This is a genomic window from Neoaquamicrobium sediminum, from assembly GCF_040970315.1.
GTDB lineage: Bacteria > Pseudomonadota > Alphaproteobacteria > Rhizobiales > Rhizobiaceae > Aerobium > Aerobium sediminum.
Map to the genome: position 1 here is coordinate 78,313 of NZ_JAZHFV010000002.1, position 19,869 is coordinate 98,181.

18 protein-coding genes are annotated in these 19,869 nt (G+C 64.3%); 6 read left to right on the forward strand and 12 right to left on the reverse strand.

Features of this window, described 5'->3' with window-relative positions; genetic code table 11:
• Positions 1–3 precede the first annotated feature (3 nt).
• The 4 genes from V1479_RS05655 to V1479_RS05670 form a co-directional block, all read right to left on the reverse strand.
• Positions 4–216, reverse strand: a complete 213-nt coding sequence (locus V1479_RS05655; RefSeq protein ID WP_173187311.1) for a DUF4287 domain-containing protein — start codon at positions 214–216, stop codon at positions 4–6.
• Positions 213–1,769: a formate dehydrogenase beta subunit gene (locus V1479_RS05660; RefSeq protein WP_368802065.1), complete on the reverse strand. Its 1,557-nt coding sequence runs from the start codon at positions 1,767–1,769 to the stop codon at positions 213–215. The genes V1479_RS05655 and V1479_RS05660 overlap by 4 nt, the downstream gene beginning before the upstream one ends.
• The gene (locus V1479_RS05665; RefSeq protein ID WP_368802824.1) at positions 1,766–2,239 is read right to left on the reverse strand and encodes a formate dehydrogenase subunit gamma; all 474 of its coding nucleotides are present in this window, start codon (positions 2,237–2,239) and stop codon (positions 1,766–1,768) included. The genes V1479_RS05660 and V1479_RS05665 overlap by 4 nt, the downstream gene beginning before the upstream one ends.
• 138 nt (positions 2,240–2,377) lie before the next feature.
• Complete coding sequence (locus V1479_RS05670; RefSeq protein ID WP_368802066.1) at positions 2,378–3,277, reverse strand: LysR family transcriptional regulator; 900 nt, start codon at positions 3,275–3,277, stop codon at positions 2,378–2,380.
• Between the two features lie 117 nt (positions 3,278–3,394).
• Between V1479_RS05670 and V1479_RS05675 the strand changes: the two genes are divergently transcribed.
• Both V1479_RS05675 and paaG read left to right on the forward strand, forming a co-directional pair.
• On the forward strand, positions 3,395–4,555 hold the full coding sequence (locus tag V1479_RS05675; RefSeq protein WP_368802067.1) for an Mrp/NBP35 family ATP-binding protein: 1,161 nt from the start codon (positions 3,395–3,397) through the stop codon (positions 4,553–4,555).
• Positions 4,556–4,653: 98 nt separating this feature from the next.
• Positions 4,654–5,454: a 2-(1,2-epoxy-1,2-dihydrophenyl)acetyl-CoA isomerase PaaG gene (gene paaG / locus V1479_RS05680; protein WP_368802068.1), complete on the forward strand. Its 801-nt coding sequence runs from the start codon at positions 4,654–4,656 to the stop codon at positions 5,452–5,454.
• A 9-nt stretch (positions 5,455–5,463) separates the two neighbouring features.
• Here the strand turns inward: paaG and V1479_RS05685 are convergent, their stop codons facing one another.
• Complete coding sequence (locus V1479_RS05685) at positions 5,464–6,174, reverse strand: HAD family hydrolase (protein WP_173187301.1); 711 nt, start codon at positions 6,172–6,174, stop codon at positions 5,464–5,466.
• 14 nt (positions 6,175–6,188) lie between these two features.
• Complete coding sequence (pgi, locus tag V1479_RS05690; RefSeq protein ID WP_368802069.1) at positions 6,189–7,826, reverse strand: glucose-6-phosphate isomerase; 1,638 nt, start codon at positions 7,824–7,826, stop codon at positions 6,189–6,191.
• 226 nt (positions 7,827–8,052) lie between these two features.
• Here pgi and pdxR point away from each other — a divergent pair, with 226 nt between their 5' ends.
• A complete protein-coding gene (gene pdxR / locus V1479_RS05695) occupies positions 8,053–9,549 on the forward strand; it encodes a MocR-like pyridoxine biosynthesis transcription factor PdxR (protein WP_368802070.1) in 1,497 nt (498 codons plus the stop codon).
• Between the two features lie 162 nt (positions 9,550–9,711).
• The gene (locus V1479_RS05700; RefSeq protein WP_368802825.1) at positions 9,712–11,295 is read left to right on the forward strand and encodes a trimethylamine methyltransferase family protein; all 1,584 of its coding nucleotides are present in this window, start codon (positions 9,712–9,714) and stop codon (positions 11,293–11,295) included.
• 3 nt (positions 11,296–11,298) lie between these two features.
• Here V1479_RS05700 and V1479_RS05705 read toward each other — a convergent pair whose 3' ends face one another.
• Positions 11,299–11,700: a hypothetical protein gene (locus V1479_RS05705; protein WP_173187297.1), complete on the reverse strand. Its 402-nt coding sequence runs from the start codon at positions 11,698–11,700 to the stop codon at positions 11,299–11,301.
• 159 nt (positions 11,701–11,859) lie between these two features.
• On the opposite strand from V1479_RS05705, the gene V1479_RS05710 reads away from it, so the two are divergent.
• Entirely contained in the window at positions 11,860–12,063 is a 204-nt protein-coding gene (locus V1479_RS05710) for a DUF1059 domain-containing protein (protein WP_173187295.1), read from the forward strand.
• A 43-nt stretch (positions 12,064–12,106) separates the two neighbouring features.
• Here the strand turns inward: V1479_RS05710 and V1479_RS05715 are convergent, their stop codons facing one another.
• A complete protein-coding gene (locus V1479_RS05715) occupies positions 12,107–13,906 on the reverse strand; it encodes an IlvD/Edd family dehydratase (protein ID WP_368802071.1) in 1,800 nt (599 codons plus the stop codon).
• A 93-nt stretch (positions 13,907–13,999) separates the two neighbouring features.
• Between V1479_RS05715 and V1479_RS05720 the strand changes: the two genes are divergently transcribed.
• Positions 14,000–14,452, forward strand: a complete 453-nt coding sequence (locus tag V1479_RS05720; RefSeq protein ID WP_368802072.1) for an SRPBCC family protein — start codon at positions 14,000–14,002, stop codon at positions 14,450–14,452.
• Positions 14,453–14,482: 30 nt separating this feature from the next.
• Here the strand turns inward: V1479_RS05720 and V1479_RS05725 are convergent, their stop codons facing one another.
• From V1479_RS05725 to V1479_RS05740, 4 genes are all read right to left on the reverse strand, one after another.
• Positions 14,483–16,510, reverse strand: a complete 2,028-nt coding sequence (locus V1479_RS05725; protein ID WP_368802826.1) for a long-chain fatty acid--CoA ligase — start codon at positions 16,508–16,510, stop codon at positions 14,483–14,485.
• A 197-nt stretch (positions 16,511–16,707) separates the two neighbouring features.
• Positions 16,708–17,262 carry a DUF924 family protein gene (locus V1479_RS05730; protein WP_173187287.1) on the reverse strand — a complete coding sequence of 185 codons (555 nt, stop codon included), beginning with the start codon at positions 17,260–17,262 and terminating at the stop codon, positions 16,708–16,710.
• Positions 17,263–17,276: 14 nt separating this feature from the next.
• On the reverse strand, positions 17,277–18,911 hold the full coding sequence (locus V1479_RS05735) for an ABC transporter ATP-binding protein (RefSeq protein WP_368802073.1): 1,635 nt from the start codon (positions 18,909–18,911) through the stop codon (positions 17,277–17,279).
• Entirely contained in the window at positions 18,911–19,867 is a 957-nt protein-coding gene (locus V1479_RS05740) for an ABC transporter permease (RefSeq protein ID WP_173187285.1), read from the reverse strand. The genes V1479_RS05735 and V1479_RS05740 overlap by 1 nt, the downstream gene beginning before the upstream one ends.
• Between the last annotated feature and the right edge of the window lie 2 nt (positions 19,868–19,869).

A 19,869-nucleotide genomic window follows, 5' to 3' on the forward strand; every position in this document is an offset into this window, starting at 1 on the left:
CTCCTAGCGGTCCTTGTTCTCTGTCAGCGTGTGCGCGACGAGTGCGTTTGCGTGACCATGGCCGAGGCCGTGCTCGCTCTTCAGCCAGTTCACGATTTCCATGTGTTTCGCGCCGACCCGCTGCTGGATCAGCGTCTTCCAATGGTCGATCGGCTGGCCATAGGTCTTTTCGATCGATGGGAAATAGGAAGCGGGGCCTTTGACCTTCTCGTTCATTCCGCGGCCTCCAGCTTCGCCTGCGGCGCGAAATCGTCCGGAAAATGGTTGATCGCGCTCATGACAGGGTAGGGCGTGAAGCCGCCCAGTGCGCAGAGCGATCCGAACTTCATCGTGTTGCAGAGGTCGGTAACGAGCGCACGGTTTTTTTCCGGCTCGATGCCGGCAGCGATCTTGTCGAGCGTCTCCACCCCACGCGTCGAACCGATGCGGCAGGGCGTGCACTTGCCGCAGCTTTCGATGGCGCAGAACTCCATCGCGAAACGGGCCTGCTTGAGCATGTCGGCCGTATCGTCGAAGACGGTGATGCCGGCATGGCCGATAAGCCCGTCCTTGGCCGCGAAGGCTTCGTAGTCGAAGGGCGTATCGAACAGGTCGCGGGGGAAATAGGCGCCGAGCGGTCCGCCGACCTGAACCGCCTTGACCGGCCGGCCGGTGGCCGTGCCGCCGCCGATCTCGTCGACGATCTCGCCCAGAGAGAGGCCGAAGCCGGCTTCGAACAGGCCGCCATGCTTCACGTTGCCGGCGATCTGGATCGGGATCGTGCCGCGCGAACGGCCCATGCCGAAGTCGCGGTAGAATTCGCCGCCCTTGTCCAGGATGATCGGCACCGAGGCGAGCGAGATCACATTGTTGATGACGGTCGGCTTGCCGAACAGCCCCTGGATGGCCGGCAGCGGCGGCTTGGCGCGCACCACGCCGCGCTTGCCTTCGAGCGAATTGAGTAGTGACGTTTCCTCGCCGCAGACATAGGCGCCGGCGCCGGCGCGAATCTCAATGTCGAATGCATTGGGCGACCCGAGAACGGCTGGACCCAGAACACCGGCGCGCCGCGCGACGCGGACCGCCGCCTCCATGGCGCGGATCGCGTGCGGGTATTCGGAACGGATGTAGACGAAGCCCTTTGTCGCGCCGGTGGCGATGCCTGCAATCGCCATGCCCTCGATCAGCACGAAGGGGTCGCCCTCCATGATCATGCGGTCCGCGAAGGTCGCGCTGTCGCCCTCGTCGGCGTTGCAGACGATGTATTTGCGCTCGGCAACCGTGTCGTGGACGGTCTTCCACTTGATACCTGTCGGGAAGCCCGCGCCGCCGCGCCCGCGCAGGCCGGAATCCGTCACCGTCTGCACGATGTCGGCCGGCGTCATCGCCACGGCCTTCCTCAGGCCGGCCAGCCCGCCATGGGCCTCGTAATCGTCGAGCGAAAGCGGGTCGGTGACGCCGCAGCGCGCGAAGGTCAGCCGGGTCTGCTTCGCCAGGAACGGTATCTGTTCAGGATTACCAAGCGATAGCCGATGCTGCCCGCCCGAGAGCAGCCCGGCATCGAACATCGAGGCGACGTCGGACGGCTTCACCGGACCATAGGCGACGCGGCCGGCGTCAGTCGCGACCTCGACCATCGGCTCCAGCCAGTAGAGGCCACGCGAGCCGTTGCGCACGATGGTCGCCTCGATGCCGCGTTTTTCGAGCTCTGCGGCGATGGCCTTCGCGACCTTCTCCGCGCCAAGCGCCAGCGCGCCGGAATCGCCGGGGATATAGATGACGGGGATCACGTCCGCACCTCCGCCGCGATTTCCGCGATCGTGTCTGCGTCCAGCCGTCCGATCACCTCGCCGTCGAGCATGGCGGCTGGCGCGCAGGCGCAGAGGCCGAGGCAATAGACCGGCTCAAGCGTGACCGAACCATCCGCCGCCGTCTGGTGAAAGTCGACGCCGAGCGCGGCCTTGACCTGCGCGGCGATCGCGTCCGAACCCATCGACTGGCAGGCTTCCGCCTGGCAGAGCTTGAGCACATGCCGGCCGGCAGGCTGGCTGCGATAGTCGTGATAGAAGGTGACGACGCCGTGCACCTCGGCCTTGGAGAGGTTCAGCGCCTCGGCGATGACGGGAAGCGCCTCAGTGGGCACGTAGCCGAACTCTTCCTGAACGCCGTGGAGGATGGGCAGAAGCGGCCCCTCGAGGCCCTTAAGTTCCTCGATGATCGCGGCGACCTGCGCCTCGGTTTCGGTACCTTGCGACTGCATCACGCTGCAGCGCCCTCCCTGTTCCTTGCCGGAATTCGCTAAGTCTTTATGAGAACAGACGAAACCGGCAATATCAATAAAGCAGTCTCGTCGTTTGATAGAAGTTGTCTATCGTTCGGGTCGTGCCGGGATCATGGATCAGAGACGTTCGGCAAAATCGTCTGCCAGCGTCATCGCCTCGTCAAGCAGCGCCGCTACCAGCGGCGTGTGCGGCTCGCGCTTGGCCGCCACGAGGCCGACGATGTGGCGGGCGTCGGGTTCGACGATCGGTATGGCCCGGATAGGCTCCGAGAAGCCGAAGGTTTCCGCGAGGTTGAGCGGCATGATCGATGACCATTTCCCGGTGCGGATATGGGAAAACAGCACGATCATCGAATTGGATTCCAGCGTCGGCCGCGCCCCGGTGCCGGCTTCGGCCAGATGCTGGTCGATGATGCGGCGGTTCTGCATGTCGGGGGTCAGCAGGCACAGCGGCAGTTCGGCGACCTCGGCCCAGGTTACGCGTTCCCGGTCGGCCAGCGGCGTTCCCGCCGCCGTGATGAGCTGGTAGCGCTCGGCGTAAAGCGGCACCGAGACGACACGGCCAAGCGGCTCGTTGTCGAGATAGGTGATGCCGGCGTCGATGTCGAAATTGCCGAGCAGCGACAGTACCTCGATCGAGGTGCGCGACAGGATGGTGAAGGTGACGCCGGGGTGCTTCTTGCGGAATGGCGTGGTCAGAAGCGGCGTCATGGCGAGCGCGGTCGGAATGGCCGCGATCCGCAGACGGCCGGAGAGGCCGTGGCGGGCTGCGCGCATCTCCTCCTTCATCGTGCGGGCATCGCCGGTGATGCGCCGCGCCCAGGCGAGCACCTGTTCGCCTTCCGGCGTCAGGCCCTGAAAGCGCGATCCGCGCTGCACCAGCATCACGCCAAGCTGGTCCTCGAGTTGCTTGACCGCGGCCGAAAGCGTCGGCTGGGTGATGCCAAGTTCCTCGGCTGCCTTGCCGAAATGCCGTGTGCGCGCCAACGCAATGAAGAATTCGAGCTTATCGATCATGGGCGGACATTAGTCTCGTCAGCGCCGGATCGCCACAGTCACGATGGGCCTGCCCTTGGCCACGCATGCAAACTGCATTATCTGGGCAGCACAAAGAAACAAGCGGAAGCAAACGCCATGTCCGTGACCACGGAAGCAGTCCTCGAAACGCTGAGGACGATCAAGGGCCCCGATTTCGAGGGCGACATCGTCTCGCTGGGGCTGGTCTCCGACATCTTCATCGCCAATTCCAAGGTGTTCTTTTCCGTCACCGTACCGGCCGATCGCGCGCAGGCGCTGGAGCCATTGCGCGCCGCCGCCGAGCGCGCGGTGAAGGCGATGCCGGGCGTCGAGGGCGCCGTCGTGGCATTGACGGCCGAAAAGAAGGGCGGCGGCATGGAAGCGGCGCCGACAGCACCGCCCCGGCCGGCCGCGCCGCCGCGTCCGGTGCCGGCCCAGGCTGCGCCCGCCGGGAAGCAGCGCGCCAAGGCCGGCGTACCGGGCGTCGAGGCGATCATCGCGGTCGCATCGGGCAAGGGCGGTGTCGGCAAGTCGACCACCGCCGTCAATCTCGCGCTCGGGCTTGCGGCCAACGGGCTCAAGGTCGGCATCCTCGATGCCGACATATACGGTCCCTCGATGCCGCGGCTTCTCGGCATCTCCGGCAGGCCGCAGACGGTCGACGGCAAGATTCTCAAACCGATGGAGAATTACGGCGTAAAGGTCATGTCTATGGGCTTCCTCGTCGATGAGGAGACGCCGATGATCTGGCGCGGGCCGATGGTGATGTCGGCGCTGACCCAGATGCTGCGCGAAGTCGAGTGGGGCGCGCTCGACGTGCTCGTCGTCGACATGCCGCCCGGCACCGGCGACGCGCAGCTCACCATGGCGCAGGCCGTGCCGCTCGCGGGCGCCGTCATCGTCTCGACACCGCAGGACCTCGCCCTGATCGATGCCCGCAAGGGCCTGAACATGTTCCACAAGGTCGACGTTCCGCTGCTCGGCATCGTCGAGAACATGAGCTATTTCCTCGCGCCGGACACAGGCAATCGCTATGACATCTTCGGCCATGGCGGCGCGCGCCGGGAGGCCGAACGCCTCGGCGTGCCTTTCCTCGGCGAAGTACCGCTGACGATGGACGTGCGCGAATCCTCCGATGCCGGAACGCCGGTCGTCGTCTCCGACCCGCAGGGCGCACAGGCTACGGTCTATCGCGAGATCGCCGGCAAGGTCTGGGAGCAGGTGAAGGCCGCAAGCGCCGCGTCTGCAGCGGCAGCGCCGGCGATTGTATTCGAGTAGGTGATTAAGGGAGTAGGGCAGTAAGGCAGTAGGGGGAGAAGAGCTTGAATGCCCTACTGCCTTACTGCCCTAGTTACCATCGATTCAGGGAGGAACCTTTGTCCGAAACACCCGTCATTCATGAACGCCGCGACGGTTATGCCGTCATCACGTTGAACCGGCCGGAACGGCTGAATGCGTTCAACGAGGCCCAGCACCTGGCTTTGCGCGCCGCGCTGGAGGCCTGCGAGGCCGACAGGGATTGCGGCGCGATCGTATTGACCGGCGCAGGGCGCGGTTTCTGCGCCGGGCAGGACCTTTCCGACCGCGATCCGACGATCCTGGGCGAGAGTCCCGACCTCGGCATGACGCTGGAGACCTATTACAACCCACTGGTGCGCAAGCTGCGGGCGCTGGAAATGCCGGTCATCTGCGCCGTCAACGGTGTGGCTGCGGGCGCAGGCGCCAACATCGCCCTTGCCTGCGATGTCGTGCTGGCGGCCAAGTCGGCGAAGTTCATCCAGGCCTTCTCGAAGATCGGTCTCATCCCCGATGCAGGCGGCACCTACTGGCTGACGAAACATCTCGGCGAGGCGCGCGCCAAGGCGCTGGCGCTGACGGCGCATCCGCTCTCCGCAGAGGATGCGGCGCAGTGGGGGCTGATCTGGAAGGCGGTGGACGATGACAGGCTGAAGGAGGAGGCGACGGCTCTTGCCGAAAGCTTCGCCAAGGGCCCCACGCGCGCCTATGCGCTGACGAAACAGGCGATCCAGGCTGCGACGATGAACGACCTCGATGCGCAACTCGAGGTCGAGCGCAGCTTGCAGCGCGAAGCCGGCTGGTCCGACGACTACAAGGAAGGCGTTGCCGCCTTCCTGCAGAAGCGGCCAGCGGATTTCAAAGGGCGCAGAAGCAGCTAGTCGCCCTTATCACGCCTGTACGGCCAGGTACTCCGGCAGGTCCGCCACCGAATCGAGAATCACGTCGGCGAGCTGGCTGAGCGAGTCGCGCGTGCCGGTGCCCGAAAGCACACCGACGGCGAGCCCTGCGCCTGCCGCCTTTGCCATTTCGAGGTCGTGGCGGTTGTCGCCCACCATGGCCACCTGCGAAGGCCGCAGGCCGGTGAAGTCGCAGAACGCGTAGACCGTGTCAGGCGCCGGCTTCGGATTGGCGACGGCGTCGTATCCGTAAGTCGCGGCGAACATTTGCGCCACACCCAGCGCAAGCAGCGTTCGTTCCGCCCCGCCGGTGGAATCGTTGGTCGCGATGCCGAGCTGGCGGCCGGTTGCGTGCAAGGCGGCAAGCGCTTCCCGGCAACCGGGCAGCACGACCGGCTTCGACGCCCCTTCCTCGGTGGTGAAGCGGTCGAATTCGGCAATCAGTGCCTGGCGCGCGCCGTTGGCAAGATGTGGATACCAGAGGCTGACGATATCGGCATTTGTGCCGGCGGCGAAGATCGAGTCCGGCCGGAAGCTGTGCGTCGCGAAATCGAAGCCCGCAACGTCGAGCAGATCGTTGGCGCGGTCGCGGTCGCCGTCCGCCGCTCGCAGCGCGAGAATGTCACCGATGGCGAACCATGTGGCGTGGAAATCGACAAGTGTGCCGTCCTTGTCGAAAAGAATGCCCTTGATGTCGGCCAAGTCGATCGCCTTCGCTACTGGAGTTCGCGCATGTGTCGCACGAGGCCGGCGGTGGATGCGTCGCGGCCCGCGGCATCCTCCTTGCCTTCCACGACAGGCAGAAGCCCCGTGGCCAGCTCCTTGCCAAGCTCCACGCCCCACTGGTCGAATGCGTTGATGTTGAAGAGCTGCGCTTCCACGAACACCCGGTGCTCGTAGAGCGCGATCAGCCTGCCGAGCGTGAAAGGATCGAGCGTACGGTAGAGCAACGTCACCGACGGCCTGTTGCCGGAAAAGACGCGGTGCGGCGCGATGCGCTCGACCTCCTGCGCAGCCATGCCTTTCGCAAGCATCTGCGCGCGCGCCTCTTCCAGCGTGCGGCCCTTCATCAACGCTTCCGACTGCGCGAAGCAGTTGGCGACGAGGAGATCGTGATGGTGGCGCAACGCCGGCTCATGGCCCACGGCCGCGATGAGAAATTCGACCGGGATGACGTCCGTGCCCTGGTGAAGGAGCTGGAAGAAGGCGTGCTGGCCGTTGGTGCCGGGCTCGCCCCAAACAAGCGGGCCGGTAGGCGTGGAAACCGGCGTTCCGTTGAGCGTGACGCCCTTGCCGTTCGATTCCATGTCCAACTGCTGCAGATAGGCGGGCAGCCGGGCAAGACGCTGGTCGTAGGGAATAACCGCACGGGCCGGATAATCACAGACGACGCGATGCCAGTAGCCGACCAGCCCCAGCATCATCGGCAGATTGTCCTGCAGTGGCGCAGTCTCGAAATGCCGATCCATCGCGTTGGCACCGTCGAGCAGCCTGCCGAAATTCTCCGGCCCGATCGCGATCATCACCGGCAGGCCGATGGCCGACCACATCGAATAACGCCCGCCGACCCAATCCCAGAAGCCGAAGACCCGGTCTTGGCCCATGCCGAAAGCGGCCACCTTGTCGAGCGCGGTAGAGACGGCCGCGAAATGGGCCGACACCGCGTCTTCGCCAAGCGCTCCGGCGATCCAGCGCCTTGCCGTCTCGGCGTTGGTCATGGTTTCGATGGTGGTGAAGGTCTTCGATGCGACGATGAAAAGCGTCGAGGCGGGGTCGAGCCCCTTCAAGGTGTCGGCGATATGAGCGCCGTCGACATTGGAGACGTAATGCGCACGCGGGCCGTCATGATAGGGCGCGAGCGCCAGCGTCGCCATGGCTGGTCCCAGGTCCGAACCGCCGATGCCGATATTGACCACGTCGGTGATCTTGCTGCCGGTGGCGCCGACGATCGTGCCGGAGCGGATGCCGTCGGCGAAAGCTGCCATCGCATCCAGGACTGCGCGCACTTCACCCATGACGTCGGCGCCGTCGACTTTTACGCCACGATCCGAGCGGTTGCGCAGGGCGGTGTGCAGGACTGCGCGCCCCTCGGTAGCGTTGATCGCTTCGCCGGCAAACATCGCGGCGCGGCGCTGCTCCACCTTGGCGGCGCGGGCAAGCTGTTCTAGCAGCGCAAGCGTTTCCGCCGTTACCGCGCATTTGGAGAAGTCGAAGAGCAGGTCGTCGAGACGCAGCGAGAAGGCCTCGAAACGGCCCGGGTCGGATGTGAAAGCGGCGCGCATATCGAGCGGCATAAGCGCGGCGTGGTGGGTCTTGAGTGCGGCGAGCGCCTCGTCGAAACCGGTCCTGTCCATATCTGTCTCCGCCAGCTTTTGGGGCAGCCGCAACCGGTCGTGCCGGCGCGCGCGGATTCATAAGCCTTGGGCAGCCGAAGGTTCAAGCGGCAAATGGCCCAAGCGCCGATCTATCAGTGGCACAAATTGGTATCATCAATTTATTTCATTGGCTTAAGTCATTGGACCAGTCTTGAATGCGTTGCGCCAGAGACCGTCGAGTCTCTCGGCATTCGGGAGTGAAGCCATGCCTACGCGAACCGATCCGGCCATATGGTCCGGCTTGTTCAGGATTTCGGCCGATTCCGGCCAGACGCTTCAGGCGCAGATCCGGCAGGCCATCGTGGCCGCCATCCTCGATCGGCAGATCGCAGCTTCAATGCCGCTGCCCTCTTGCCGTATCTTGGCGGAAAAGCTCGGCGTTGCGCGCGGCACGGTGGTGCTGGCGTTCCAGCAGCTCGTCGACCAGGGGTTTCTCATCGCGAAGGAGCGTCGCGGCCACTTCGTGAACCCGGAAGTGCTCGCAACCCCCGGACGCATGCGCGAGGTTCCCAACCGCGAGCAGCAGGACAAGATCGACTGGAAAGCGCGCCGGCAGATCGCCGCTTCCGACATGCCCGAGCCGACCAAGCAGGAGAACTGGATCAAGTCGTCCTACCCGTTCGTCTACGGGCAGTTCGATCCGGCGCTGTTTCCGACCGCAGAATGGCGCGAGTGCAACCGCATGGCGCTTGCCGTGCTGGAGATTCGTAACTGGGCGGCCGACATGGTCGACCGCGACGATCCGCTGCTGATCGAGCAGATCCAGGCGCGCCTTCTGCCGCGGCGCGGCATCTTCGCCAATCCGGACGAGATCATCGTCACGCTGGGCGCGCAGAACGCGCTCTACATGCTGGCCACGCTGCTGATGAACAAGGGTTCGCGGGTGGCTATGGAGGATCCGGGCTATCCCGATGCGCGCTCCATCTTCCAGCTTGCAGGTGCCGAGGTCGCGCCAGTCAGGGTCGACAAGGACGGCATCGATGTAGGCGCCATCCCCCGCGAGAGCGACTTTGTCTTCGTGACGCCCAACCACCATTGCCCGACGATGGTGTCGCTGAGCGAGGCGCGTCGCCGGCAGTTGCTGGCCGATGCCGAGGCGCACGACCGCATCATCATCGAGGATGGCTATGACAGCCAGCTCATGGACGACGCGCCGCAGCAGGCGCTACGCGGCATGGACCGTTCCGGGCGGGTGGTCTACGTCGGATCGATGTCCAAGACGCTCGCGCCGGGCCTGCGGCTCGGCTACATCGTCGCGTCCGCCGGCCTGATCGCCGAGCTGCGCGCACTGCGCCGTTTCATGCTGCGGCATCCGCCGGCAAACAACCAGCGCGCCGTGGCGCTGTTCCTCTCGCTCGGTCACCACGAGGCGCTGGTGCGCCGGCTCTCGGCCGCGTTCGCGGAACGCCGCAAGCGGCTTGCCCATGCGATCGACGCCTTCCTGCCGGAATGGCGCTTCGGCGAGACGCCGGGCGGAACCTCGCTCTGGCTGGAAGGTCCGCGCGGCACGGACAGCGCGGCGCTGGCGCAGATGGCGGAGTCGCGCGGCGTGCTGGTCGAGCCAGGCGCGCGCTTCTTCGACCGACCCGAGAAGAACGGCCACTTCCTGCGGCTGGGCATTTCGTCGATTGCGCTGCAGCACATCGAGCCGGGCATCCGCGAACTGGCGACGGCGGCAGGTCGCAGGCCGGCCGCCGCCTGATCCGAACCTTTGGGCCAGCATTTCAGTGCTGGCTCATCTTCGCCGAATCGGCTGGCACAATCCCGCAAACCGCGACCGCGCCATAGTTCCCGAAGGCGCAGCGACAAGAGTGGCCCGTAGATGGCCGCCCCCGCTGCCCGAACGCCAGTTGGGGAACTGTCGATGCCGGTCACGGTCGATGAACAACAGGCTGCCGCACCCGCTTCAAGGCGCTCGGGCGGCCGCGAGGCGCGGCGTGCGATGCGGGCGGCGCCCCTTGGGCAGGACATAAACCCGGTCAGGCCGGGGCTTGAAGGCGGCCGCTACCAACCGCTCGACCGCAACGACATGGACCAGATCCACGAGGCGGTCCTGACGATCCTCGAAACGGTCGGCTTCGCCAACGCCATTCCGAGCTGTATCGCCGCGCTGACGCGGGCCGGGGCGCAATATGGCGCGGACGGCCGCATCCGCTTTCCGCGCGCGCTGGTGCTGGAGACGATCGCAAAGGCCGCGCGCCACTTCACCCTCCACGGCCAGGATGAGCGGCACGACATGGTCGTGCAGGGTAGTCGGGTGCATTACGGCACGGCGGGCGCGGCGGTGCATGTGGTCGACGTCGAAAAGCGCGAATACCGCGAATCGCTGCTGCAGGACATCTACGATGCCGCGCGCATTGTCGACGCGATGGACAACATCCATTTCTTCCAGCGCCCGATGGTGGCACGCGACATGGTCGACCCCGCCGATCTCGACCTGAACACGCTCTATGCCTGCCTGATGGGCACGACCAAGCATGTCGGCACCAGCTTCACGGTTCGCGAAAACGTCGCGCCGGCGCTCGACATGCTTTATGCCATCGCCGGCGGCGAGACGAATTTCCGCGCCCGACCGTTCGTCTCCAATTCCAACTGCTTCGTCGTGCCGCCGATGAAGTTCGCCGAGGATGCCTGCGGCGTGCTGGAAGCCTGTGTCGAGGGTGGCATACCGATCCTTTTGCTGTCGGCAGGGCAGGCGGGCGCGACGGCTCCTGCTGCCATCGCCGGCGCGGTGGTGCAGGCCGTGGCCGAGGTGCTGGTGGGCCTCATCTATGTCAACGCGCTCGCGCCCGGCCATCCCTGCATATTCGGCACCTGGCCCTTCGTGTCGGACCTGCGCACCGGTGCGATGTCGGGCGGCTCCGGCGAGCAGGCGCTCTTGACGGCGGCCTGCGCGCAGATGGCGCAATATTACGACCTGCCAGGCGGCTCGGCGGCCGGCATGGCCGATTCCAAGCTGCCCGACGCTCAGTCAGGTTACGAGAAGGGCATCACCGACGTGATGGCGGGCCTTTCCGGGCTCAATCTGGTCTACGAGTCGGCCGGCATGCACGCCTCTCTCCTCGGCTTTTGCCTGGAGAGCCTCATCATCGACAACGACATGATCGGCCAGTGCCTGCGCTGCGTGCGCGGCATCGAGGTGTCGGAGGCGAGCCTCTCGGTCGCTTCGATCGCCGACGTATGCCTCAACGGGCCGGGCCACTATCTCGGCCACGAGCAGACCTTGCGGCTGATGCAGACGGAATATTTCTATCCGGCCATCGCCGATCGGTTCAGCCCGAAGGAATGGAACGAGAAGGGAAAGCCCGACATCCTGCAGCGCGCGATCGCCGAGAAGCGGCGTATCCTGGAAACGCACTTTCCCCGGCACGTATCCCGCGAAATCGACGATGCGCTGCGCGCCCGCCACGCCAACATCTACCTGCCTCGCAAGGCAATGGGCTGGTAGGGGCTACTCGACGCTCAGCTCAAAGCGGGCGATGATTTCAGGGTGCATCAGTCTTGCATGAAGAGCCAGCAGCACCAGTTGCGCGTCGATGCCGCCATTGCCGTCCAGGGCGTGTTCGATGCGGGCCTCGACATCGTTCACGCGGTCGGTGCCGTTAACGGCTGCAAACGCCTCCGGGCCTACCGCGCAATAGGCGAACAGGCCAGCCAGTGGCGGATAGGCTTCAGGCGGCGGCTCGGCATCCGGCCAGTGATCCTTCATCAGGTTGACGATCGTCAGCTTGACGCCTTCGGGGACAAGCGCGGGGTGAAGGTCGACGGATCGCAGCGCGGCATCCAGCCGGCGCAGGTCTTCCGAGCGGCCGAATAATCCGAAGAAGCCGAGAGATGAATTGCGTCTGGTCAAGAATACGTTCCGTTCAGCCACAAAAGCGGGACCGGTTACTTATACGCAATAATGTGACGGCACATCTTTTTTGCGTAGAGCAAACCGTGTGACGAGCATCCGGTACGGGAGTACAATACGCCCCAAGCGGGGTTTGTGCCTGGTACCGGGAGGTTCGACATGGCGCGCAAATACATAGACTGCCGCGAATTTCCAAGTGAAATGAAATGCACAGTTGCAATCTCGGCCGATGGCGAAGACGAACTCGTCGAGGCCGCCGTTCAGCATGCAGTTGCTGTGCATGGAGAGCACGACACTCCCGACTTCCGGAAGGAAATCAGGAATGCCATGCATGAGGGCACGCCACCTCTGACGGTGGCGTAGCAAGCTGAAACGGGACCGTGCCTTCCGGCGCGGCCCCGTTCGTTCAGTGATTGTTTCGCGGCACGCCTTTTTCCTGCGCGACCCGCCGGTATTTCACCGCGGGCTTCAGCACCATGCCGGCTGAGAGCTGGTCGACCATGCCGCGCTGGATTTCCTGCCACGGCGTCTGGTGCTCGGGATAGGCGTAGCCGCCATTGGCTTCCAGTTTCGCGCGGCGCTCGGTGAGTTCCGCGTCCGAAATCAGGATGTCGGCTGTCGCCTTGCGCAAGTCGATCCGCACGCGGTCACCGCTCCTCAGCAGAGCCAGCCCGCCGCCGACCGCGGCCTCCGGTGACGCATTGAGGATCGACGGACTGCCCGACGTGCCGGATTGCCGCCCGTCGCCGATGCATGGCAGGGCGTGCACACCCTTTTTGATGAGATAGGCCGGCGGCTGCATATTCACGACTTCCGCCGCACCCGGATAACCGACCGGCCCGGTCCCGCGCATGAACAGAATGGTGTTTTCGTCGATGCCGAGCGCAGGGTCCTCTATGCGGTTGTGATAGTCTTCCGGTCCGTCGAACACCATCGCCTTGCCTTCGAAGGCGTCCGGATCCTCGGGGTTGGAAAGGTATCGTTCGCGGAATTCCGTCGAGATCACGCTCGTCTTCATGATGGCGGAATCGAACAGGTTACCCTTGAGGTTGATAAAGCCGGCATGCTCCTTGAGCGGTGCGGAAACCGATCGGATTACCTTGTCGTCGAGGTTTTCCGTCTTGGCGCAATTCTCGCCCATGGTGCGGCCGTTCACGGTGCGCGCATCGGGATGCGGAAGGAGACCGCCCCTCATCAACTCGGCCACCACAGCCGGCACACCGCCAGCATGGTGATAGTCCTCGCCGAGATATTCGCCGGCCGGCTGCAAATTGACCAGCAGCGGCACATGGTGGCCGACGCTCTGCCAGTCGTCATTGTCGAGCGGCACGCCGAGATGGCGCGCGATGGCATTGAGATGGATCGGCGCGTTGGTCGAGCCACCAATGGCGGAGTTTACGACGATGGCATTCTCGAACGCCTCGCGCGTCATGATGTCGGAGGGCTTGAGATCCTCGTGCACCATCTCCACCGCGCGCCGGCCCGTCTCATACGCGATCTGGCCGCGTTCACGGTAGGGTGCGGGAATGGCCGCGGAGCCCGGAAGCTGCATGCCCAGCGCCTCGGCAAGGCTGTTCATCGTCGTGGCCGTGCCCATCGTGTTGCAGTAGCCGACCGAAGGGGCCGATGAGGCGACGAGGTCCATGAAGCCGCTATAGTCGATCTCGCCGGCGGCCAGCATTTCTCGGGCCTTCCAGACGATGGTGCCCGAGCCGGTGCGCTCGCCGCGATGCCAGCCATTGAGCATTGGGCCGACCGAAAGCGCGATGGCGGGAATGTTGACGGTGGCAGCGCCCATCAGCATCGCCGGCGTGGTCTTGTCGCAGCCGATGGTGAGCACAACGCCGTCGAGCGGATAGCCGTAAAGCACCTCCACCAGGCCGAGATAAGCGAGGTTGCGGTCGAGCGAGGCGGTGGGGCGCTTGCCTGTCTCCTGGATCGGATGAACCGGAAACTCGAAGGCGAGCCCGCCGGCCGCGGTGATGCCGTCGCGCACGCGCTTTGCCAGTTCGATGTGGTGGCGGTTGCAAGGCGACAGGTCGGAGCCGGTCTGTGCGATGCCGATGATCGGCTTGCCGGACTGAAGCTCCTCGCGGGTAAGCCCGTAGTTGAGATAGCGTTCGATGTAGAGTGCGGTCATGCCCGGGTCGGCGGGGTTGTCGAACCATTGCTGGGACCGAAGTTTCGTCCTGGCTGTACCGGCCATGTGCATTTCCCTCTTTTGTAGCAGGCTCCATTTATTGCATGCTCGCAGGCGATTACGCTACATCTGAGCAAGCCACGCGGGAGGATTTGAGCCATGGCGATGACGATCGAAGGCGAGGAGCGGATCGAGGCGCCGATCGGCAAGGTCTGGGAAGCGCTGAACGACCCGGAGGTGCTGGCCGCCAGCATCCCCGGCTGCGAAAGCCTCGAGAAGAAATCCGACACTGAGCTTGAGGCGGTTGTGACCCTCAAGATCGGGCCGATCAAGGCCAAGTTCAACGGCGAGGTCGAGCTCAAGAATCTCAAGCCGCCTCACTCCTACACCATCCAGGGCGAAGGCAAGGGCGGCATCGCCGGCTTCGCCAAGGGCGGTGCCGACGTGACGCTGACCGAGGATGGTCCCGACGCGACGATCCTGCGCTATGAAGCGAAGGCCGATGTCGGCGGCAAAATCGCCCAGCTCGGCAGCAGGCTCATCACCTCGACGTCGAAGAAGCTGGCGGGTCAGTTCTTCTCCAACTTCAACGAAAAGGTAAGCGCCGGCTGACGGAATTCGCCTGCCGGCGCGCCTGGTGGGCTACCGCAGCTCGCGCCGAAGAATCTTGCCGACATTGGTCTTCGGCAGCTCGGTGCGGAACTCGACCTGTCTGGGCCGCTTGTAGCCGGTCAGCTTGTCCTTGCAGAACTCGATGAGGTCCTTGTCGGTAAGGTTCGGGTCCTTCTTCACGACGAAGATCTTCGGCACCTCGCCGGATTTCTCGTCGGGCACGCCGACCGCCGCCACCTCGAGCACGCCCGGATGCATGGCAATGACGTCCTCGATCTCATTCGGGTAGACGTTGAAGCCGGAGACCAGGATCATGTCCTTCTTGCGGTCGACGATCTTGACGTGGCCGCGCTCGTCCATGAAGCCCATATCGCCCGACTTGAAGAAGCCGTCCTTGGTCATCACCTTGGCGGTCTCGTCAGGACGATTCCAGTAGCCCGCCATGACCTGAGGGCCCCTGATGCAGATCTCGCCCACTTCGCCGAGCGGCACGTCCTTGCCGTCCTCGTCGCGGATGGCGATCTCCGTCGACGGGATCGGCAGGCCGATCGTGCCGGAGAATTCGTCGGCGTCAAATCGGTTGGCGGTTGCGACTGGTGACGTTTCCGACAGGCCATAGCCCTCGGAGATGACGATGCCCGTCAGCTTCTTCCAGCGCTCGGCGACCGCCTTCTGCACGGCCATGCCGCCACCGAAGGTGAGAAGCAGAGGTTTGAAGTCGAGCTTCTGGAAATCCTCGTTGTTCAGCAGTGCGTTGAACAGCGTGTTGAGGCCGGGGAAAACGTTAACCGGATATTTCTGCAGTTCCTTCACGAAGGCCGGGATGTCGCGCGGGTTTGCGATGAGGATGTTCTCGGCCCCCTGCTGCATGCCCATCAGCGCGTTCACGGTGAGCGCGTAGATGTGATAGAGCGGCAGCGCGCAGACATAGATCAACCGGTCCGGCTTCGGCCGCTTCACATAAGCGCTTTCCACCCACAGTGCGTTCTGGGCAACGTTGGCGAGCACATTGCTGTGCAGCAGCGTTGCGCCCTTCGAAACGCCGGTCGTGCCGCCGGTATATTGCAGGAACGCAACGTCATCGAGGCCAACATCGGGCTTCTTGAAGGTCTTCGATCGGCCCTGGCTGAGCGCGTCGTTGAACTTGACGTGGCCTGGCAGCGACCAGGCGGGCACCATCTTCTTCACGCGGCGCACGACGAGATTGACGATGAAACCCTTGAGGCCGAGCATGTCGCCCATGGCGGCGACAATCACGTGCTTGACCGGGGTGTTCTTAAGCACCGTCTGGAGCGTGGTGGCGAAGTTTTCCAGGATGACGATCGCCTCGGCGCCGGAATCTTTCAACTGGTGCTCGAGTTCGCGCGGGGTGTAGAGCGGATTGACGTTGACGACGGTGTAGCCTGCCCGCAGCACCGCCATCATCGTCACCGGATATTGCAGCACGTTGGGCATCATGATCGCCACGCGCGCACCCTTGGCGAGACCCTTCGACTGGAGGTAGGCGGCGAGGTGGCGCGAATGCTCCTCGAGCTGCGAGAAGGTGAGCGTCTTGCCCATCGAGGTGAAAGCCGGCCGGGCGGCAAACGTCGCGCACGACTTGACCATCATGTCGCCGATCGAGGCGTCGGCAATCGGCTCGATCTCGTGCTTCACGACGTCGGGGTAGCTGGCAAGCCACGGCTTTGCCGATGCCTTGGCAGATGCGGCCTTCTTTGGCGTGGAGGCCGCCTTAGCAGTCTTGGCAGATGTTGCCTTGGATGCAGAAGCGGCCTTTGCCGCTGACTTGGCTGCGGGCTTTGTAGCCGCCTTCCTGGCAGCCGGAGCTGCCTTGTCGGCGGTGACCTTTGCAGCAGGAGCTTTGGTCGCAGCAGTCTTCGACGTGGATGCGGCCTTCGCAGGAGCCTTGGCGGTCGCCGTCTTCGAGGCTGCGGCCTTGGCCGGCGCCTTTGGCTGGGCGGCGGACGATTTTGCCGGCGCTTTAGCGGTCGCGGGCTTTGTCGCCGCTGTCTTGGTTGCCGCCGGCTTGGCCTTCGCGGCGGTGGTGGTCTTCTTCAGCGCGGCCGTCGTCTTCGCCTCGGCGGCCTTCGCACCCGGCTCCTTCTTGGTCGTTTTGGTTGCTGCCGACTTTTTGCCGGAAGCAGTCTTTGCCGGGGTCTTGGCCACGAGTTCCTCCCTGAGAGCTCTTGTTATGCGTCTATCTAGGGCGACAACCCACGCGGGTGCAAGTCTCGCTGGGGAAGTACGCGCAGCTCTTACTGCCCGTAGCCGGAATGCCCTTCGAGGAACGAAACCTCGGCTTGGGTGCTTTCGCGCCCGAGCACGCGGTTGCGGTGTGGAAAGCGTCCGTATTGCGCAACGATGTCGCGGTGCTCGATTGCGTATTTCAGCCCGTCGTCCTCGCCCAGCATCCGGAAGAGGTCGACGCACCGCTCCTGGTCGGCCGAAACCTCCGAGTGCATGAAGGGCATGTAGATGAACGACTTGGCCTTCGGCTCGACCTGGCTGTCGTAGCCGCGGTCGACAGCCAGCCGGGCGATGCCGATGGCAAGGTCGTCGGTGGCGAAGGCGGCCGCCGTCTTGCGGAACATGTTGCGCGGGAACTGGTCGAACAGGATGATCGCCGCCAGCGCCGTCTGCGGGTCGTCAATCGTCTTCACGTCAAGTTCGGCTTTCTGGCGCTCATAGACGTCCAGAAAGCGCGATCTTATTTTTTCATCCAGTTCCGGTGCGCCGCCGAACCAGTCCTCATAGGTGAGTTCCTCGAACCAGAACTTGAGGATGTCGTCGACCCACTTTTCGCGCGTCATGGCTTTTCCCTTTCCTATTCTACCTTCGAGATGTCCGGCACCGAGTTGAGCAGCATGCGTGTGTACTCAACCTTCGGGGCGTCGAAAATCTCGTCGACCGGACCCTGTTCCACCAGCACGCCGCCGTGCATGACGCCGACATCATCGGCCATCTGCCGCACGACCGCGAGATTGTGGCTGATCAACAGATAGGTCAGACCGAACTCGTCTTGAAGCCCGCGCATCAGGTCCAGCACCTGCGCCTGCACCGAAACGTCCAGCGCCGAGGTCGGTTCGTCGCAAACGATGAACTCCGGCTGGCTGGAAAGCGCGCGGGCGATGGCGATGCGCTGGCGCTGGCCGCCGGAGAACTCATGCGGGAACTTGCGCATGACGATCGGATCGAGACGAACCTTTTCGAGCAGGTCGGCGACGCGGTCCTCCGCCTCGCGCTTGCCGCTGACCAGTTTCAGCGCCCGCATCGGCTCAGCAATGATGTCGCCGACCCGCCAGCGCGGGTTGAGGCTGGCATAAGGGTCCTGGAAGATCATCTGCACGCGCTGCCGGCGCTTCTGCGTGCCCGATCCGCTTTCCCAGATGTCCTCGTCCTCCAGCAGCACCCGGCCCGATGTCGGCGGGATAAGGCCCACCAGCATGCGCGCGCAGGTCGACTTGCCGGAGCCGGATTCGCCGACCAGCCCGTAGGTTGAGCCCTTGCGGATGCCGAAGGACACGTCCTGAACCGCCTTGACGACGGAGCGCTTCGAACCCTTCACAAGCCGATCGAAGAACGACGGCGACAGGTCGAAGTCTCGCGTCAGGTTCTCCACCTTGACGAGTTGCGTCGCCGCTGGCGCCACCTCATGGCGGCGCGTCTCGTCGCGGATCGAAGGGATCGAGTCGATCAGGCCGATCGTGTACTCTTCCTTCGGTCGCTTGATGATGTCGCCAACGGAGCCGGTCTCGACGATCTTGCCCTTGTTCATCACGATCATGCGAGTCGCCGTTTCAGCGATGACGCCCATGTCGTGGGTAACGAGCATGACGGCCGCACCGCGACTTTCGCACAACTGCTTCAGCACCTTGATGATCTGCGCCTGAACCGACACGTCGAGTGCCGAGGTCGGTTCATCGGCGATGATCAGGTCCGGCTCGGCGGAAAGCGCAAGCGCAATCACCACGCGCTGGCGCATGCCGCCGGAGAACTGGTGCGGATAGCTGTCGATGCGGGTTTCGGGCGAGGGGATGCCGGCTTCGCCGAGAAGCTCGATCGCCCGCTGCCTGGCCTGCGCCTCGTTCATCGGCAGGTGCCGACGTATGGTTTCCACCAGTTGCTGGCCCACCGTGTAGAGCGGGTTGAGCGATGTCAGCGGGTCCTGGAAGACCATGCCGATGCGCTTGCCACGCAGCTTGGCCATCTCCTCTGGCGGCAGGTTGTCGATGCGCTTGCCGCTCAGGTAAATCTCGCCCCCGGCAATATGGCCCGGCGGCTCGATCAGGCCGATAATCGCAGCGCCCGTCATCGACTTGCCGGCACCGGACTCGCCAACGACACCCAGGATTTCACCCGGCATGATGTCGAAGGACACGTCGTTGACGGCGGTGAAAAGGCCTCGTCGAAGCGGAAACTCGACGACGAGGTTCCGGACTGAAATGATGGGCTCAGTCATCAGCGCAGCCTCGGGTTGAGCGCGTCGCGCAGCCAGTCGCCAAGCAGGTTCACGGCCAGAGCCAGCAGCACCAGCGTGATGGCGGGGAAGAACAGGATCCACCATTCGCCCGAGAACAGGAACTGCTGGCCGATGCGGATCAGCGTTCCCAGCGAGGGCTGGGTCGGCGGCACGCCGACGCCGAGGAACGACAGCGTCGCCTCCTCGATGATCGCCAGCGCAAGCCCGATGGTGGCGATCACCAGCACGGGAGCCATAACGTTCGGCAGCACGTGACGGACGAGGATAACCAGCGGATGCACGCCCATGATGCGCGCGGCAGAGACGTAGTCCTTCTGCCGTTCGACCATGGTGGCCCCGCGCACCGTGCGTGCGAACTGCGCCCAGTTGGAAAGGCCAATGGCCACGATCAGCACCCAGATCGCCATGCCTTCCTGCTGGCTCGGCGGAATGATGCCGCGCGCGATGCCGAAGATGAGCAGCGCGATCAGGATGGCGGGGAAGGAGAGCTGGATGTCGGCGACGCGCATGATGATGGAGTCGGTTGTGCCGCCGACATAACCGGCGGTGAGGCCGAGCGAAATGCCGATCGCCATCGCGAACAGCGTTGCCGAAACGCCGACGAACAGCGACACGCGGCTGCCATAAAGAATGGTCGACAGCACGTCGCGCCCCTGATGGTCGCTGCCCAGCAGGAAGTAGTTGCCCATCATCGAGTTTGAGTTCGGCGCGGTGAAGCCGTCCATCAGGTTGAGGCTTGCAGGGTCGAACGGATTGTAGGGCGCGATCCATGGCGCCAGGATCGCCGCGAGCACGAGCACGAATGCCACGGTTGCAGCGACGATGGTGACCGGCGAGCGCCGGAACGAGAAGAAGACGTCGGAATCCCACATGCGGTAGAGGCGGGACGGCGGCTTGGTGGCCACGGGCGTGGCCGGGTTTTGTGGTGTGGACATGG

What these genes read in the sequence shown, in the direction of transcription:
- V1479_RS05665 (WP_368802824.1), bottom strand. Translation starts at nt 2,239, where the DNA reads ATGCAGTCGCAAGGTACCGAAACCGAGGCGCAGGTCGCCGCGATCATC.
- V1479_RS05710 (WP_173187295.1), top strand. Translation starts at nt 11,860, where the DNA reads ATGGCGCGCAAATACATAGACTGCCGCGAATTTCCAAGTGAAATGAAA.
- V1479_RS05715 (WP_368802071.1), bottom strand. Translation starts at nt 13,906, where the DNA reads ATGGCCGGTACAGCCAGGACGAAACTTCGGTCCCAGCAATGGTTCGAC.
- V1479_RS05730 (WP_173187287.1), bottom strand. Translation starts at nt 17,262, where the DNA reads ATGACGCGCGAAAAGTGGGTCGACGACATCCTCAAGTTCTGGTTCGAG.
- pdxR (WP_368802070.1), top strand. Translation starts at nt 8,053, where the DNA reads ATGCCTACGCGAACCGATCCGGCCATATGGTCCGGCTTGTTCAGGATT.
- V1479_RS05670 (WP_368802066.1), bottom strand. Translation starts at nt 3,277, where the DNA reads ATGATCGATAAGCTCGAATTCTTCATTGCGTTGGCGCGCACACGGCAT.
- V1479_RS05700 (WP_368802825.1), top strand. Translation starts at nt 9,712, where the DNA reads ATGCCGGTCACGGTCGATGAACAACAGGCTGCCGCACCCGCTTCAAGG.
- V1479_RS05735 (WP_368802073.1), bottom strand. Translation starts at nt 18,911, where the DNA reads ATGACTGAGCCCATCATTTCAGTCCGGAACCTCGTCGTCGAGTTTCCG.
- V1479_RS05655 (WP_173187311.1), bottom strand. Translation starts at nt 216, where the DNA reads ATGAACGAGAAGGTCAAAGGCCCCGCTTCCTATTTCCCATCGATCGAA.
- pgi (WP_368802069.1), bottom strand. Translation starts at nt 7,826, where the DNA reads ATGGACAGGACCGGTTTCGACGAGGCGCTCGCCGCACTCAAGACCCAC.
- V1479_RS05720 (WP_368802072.1), top strand. Translation starts at nt 14,000, where the DNA reads ATGGCGATGACGATCGAAGGCGAGGAGCGGATCGAGGCGCCGATCGGC.
- V1479_RS05740 (WP_173187285.1), bottom strand. Translation starts at nt 19,867, where the DNA reads ATGTCCACACCACAAAACCCGGCCACGCCCGTGGCCACCAAGCCGCCG.
- V1479_RS05675 (WP_368802067.1), top strand. Translation starts at nt 3,395, where the DNA reads ATGTCCGTGACCACGGAAGCAGTCCTCGAAACGCTGAGGACGATCAAG.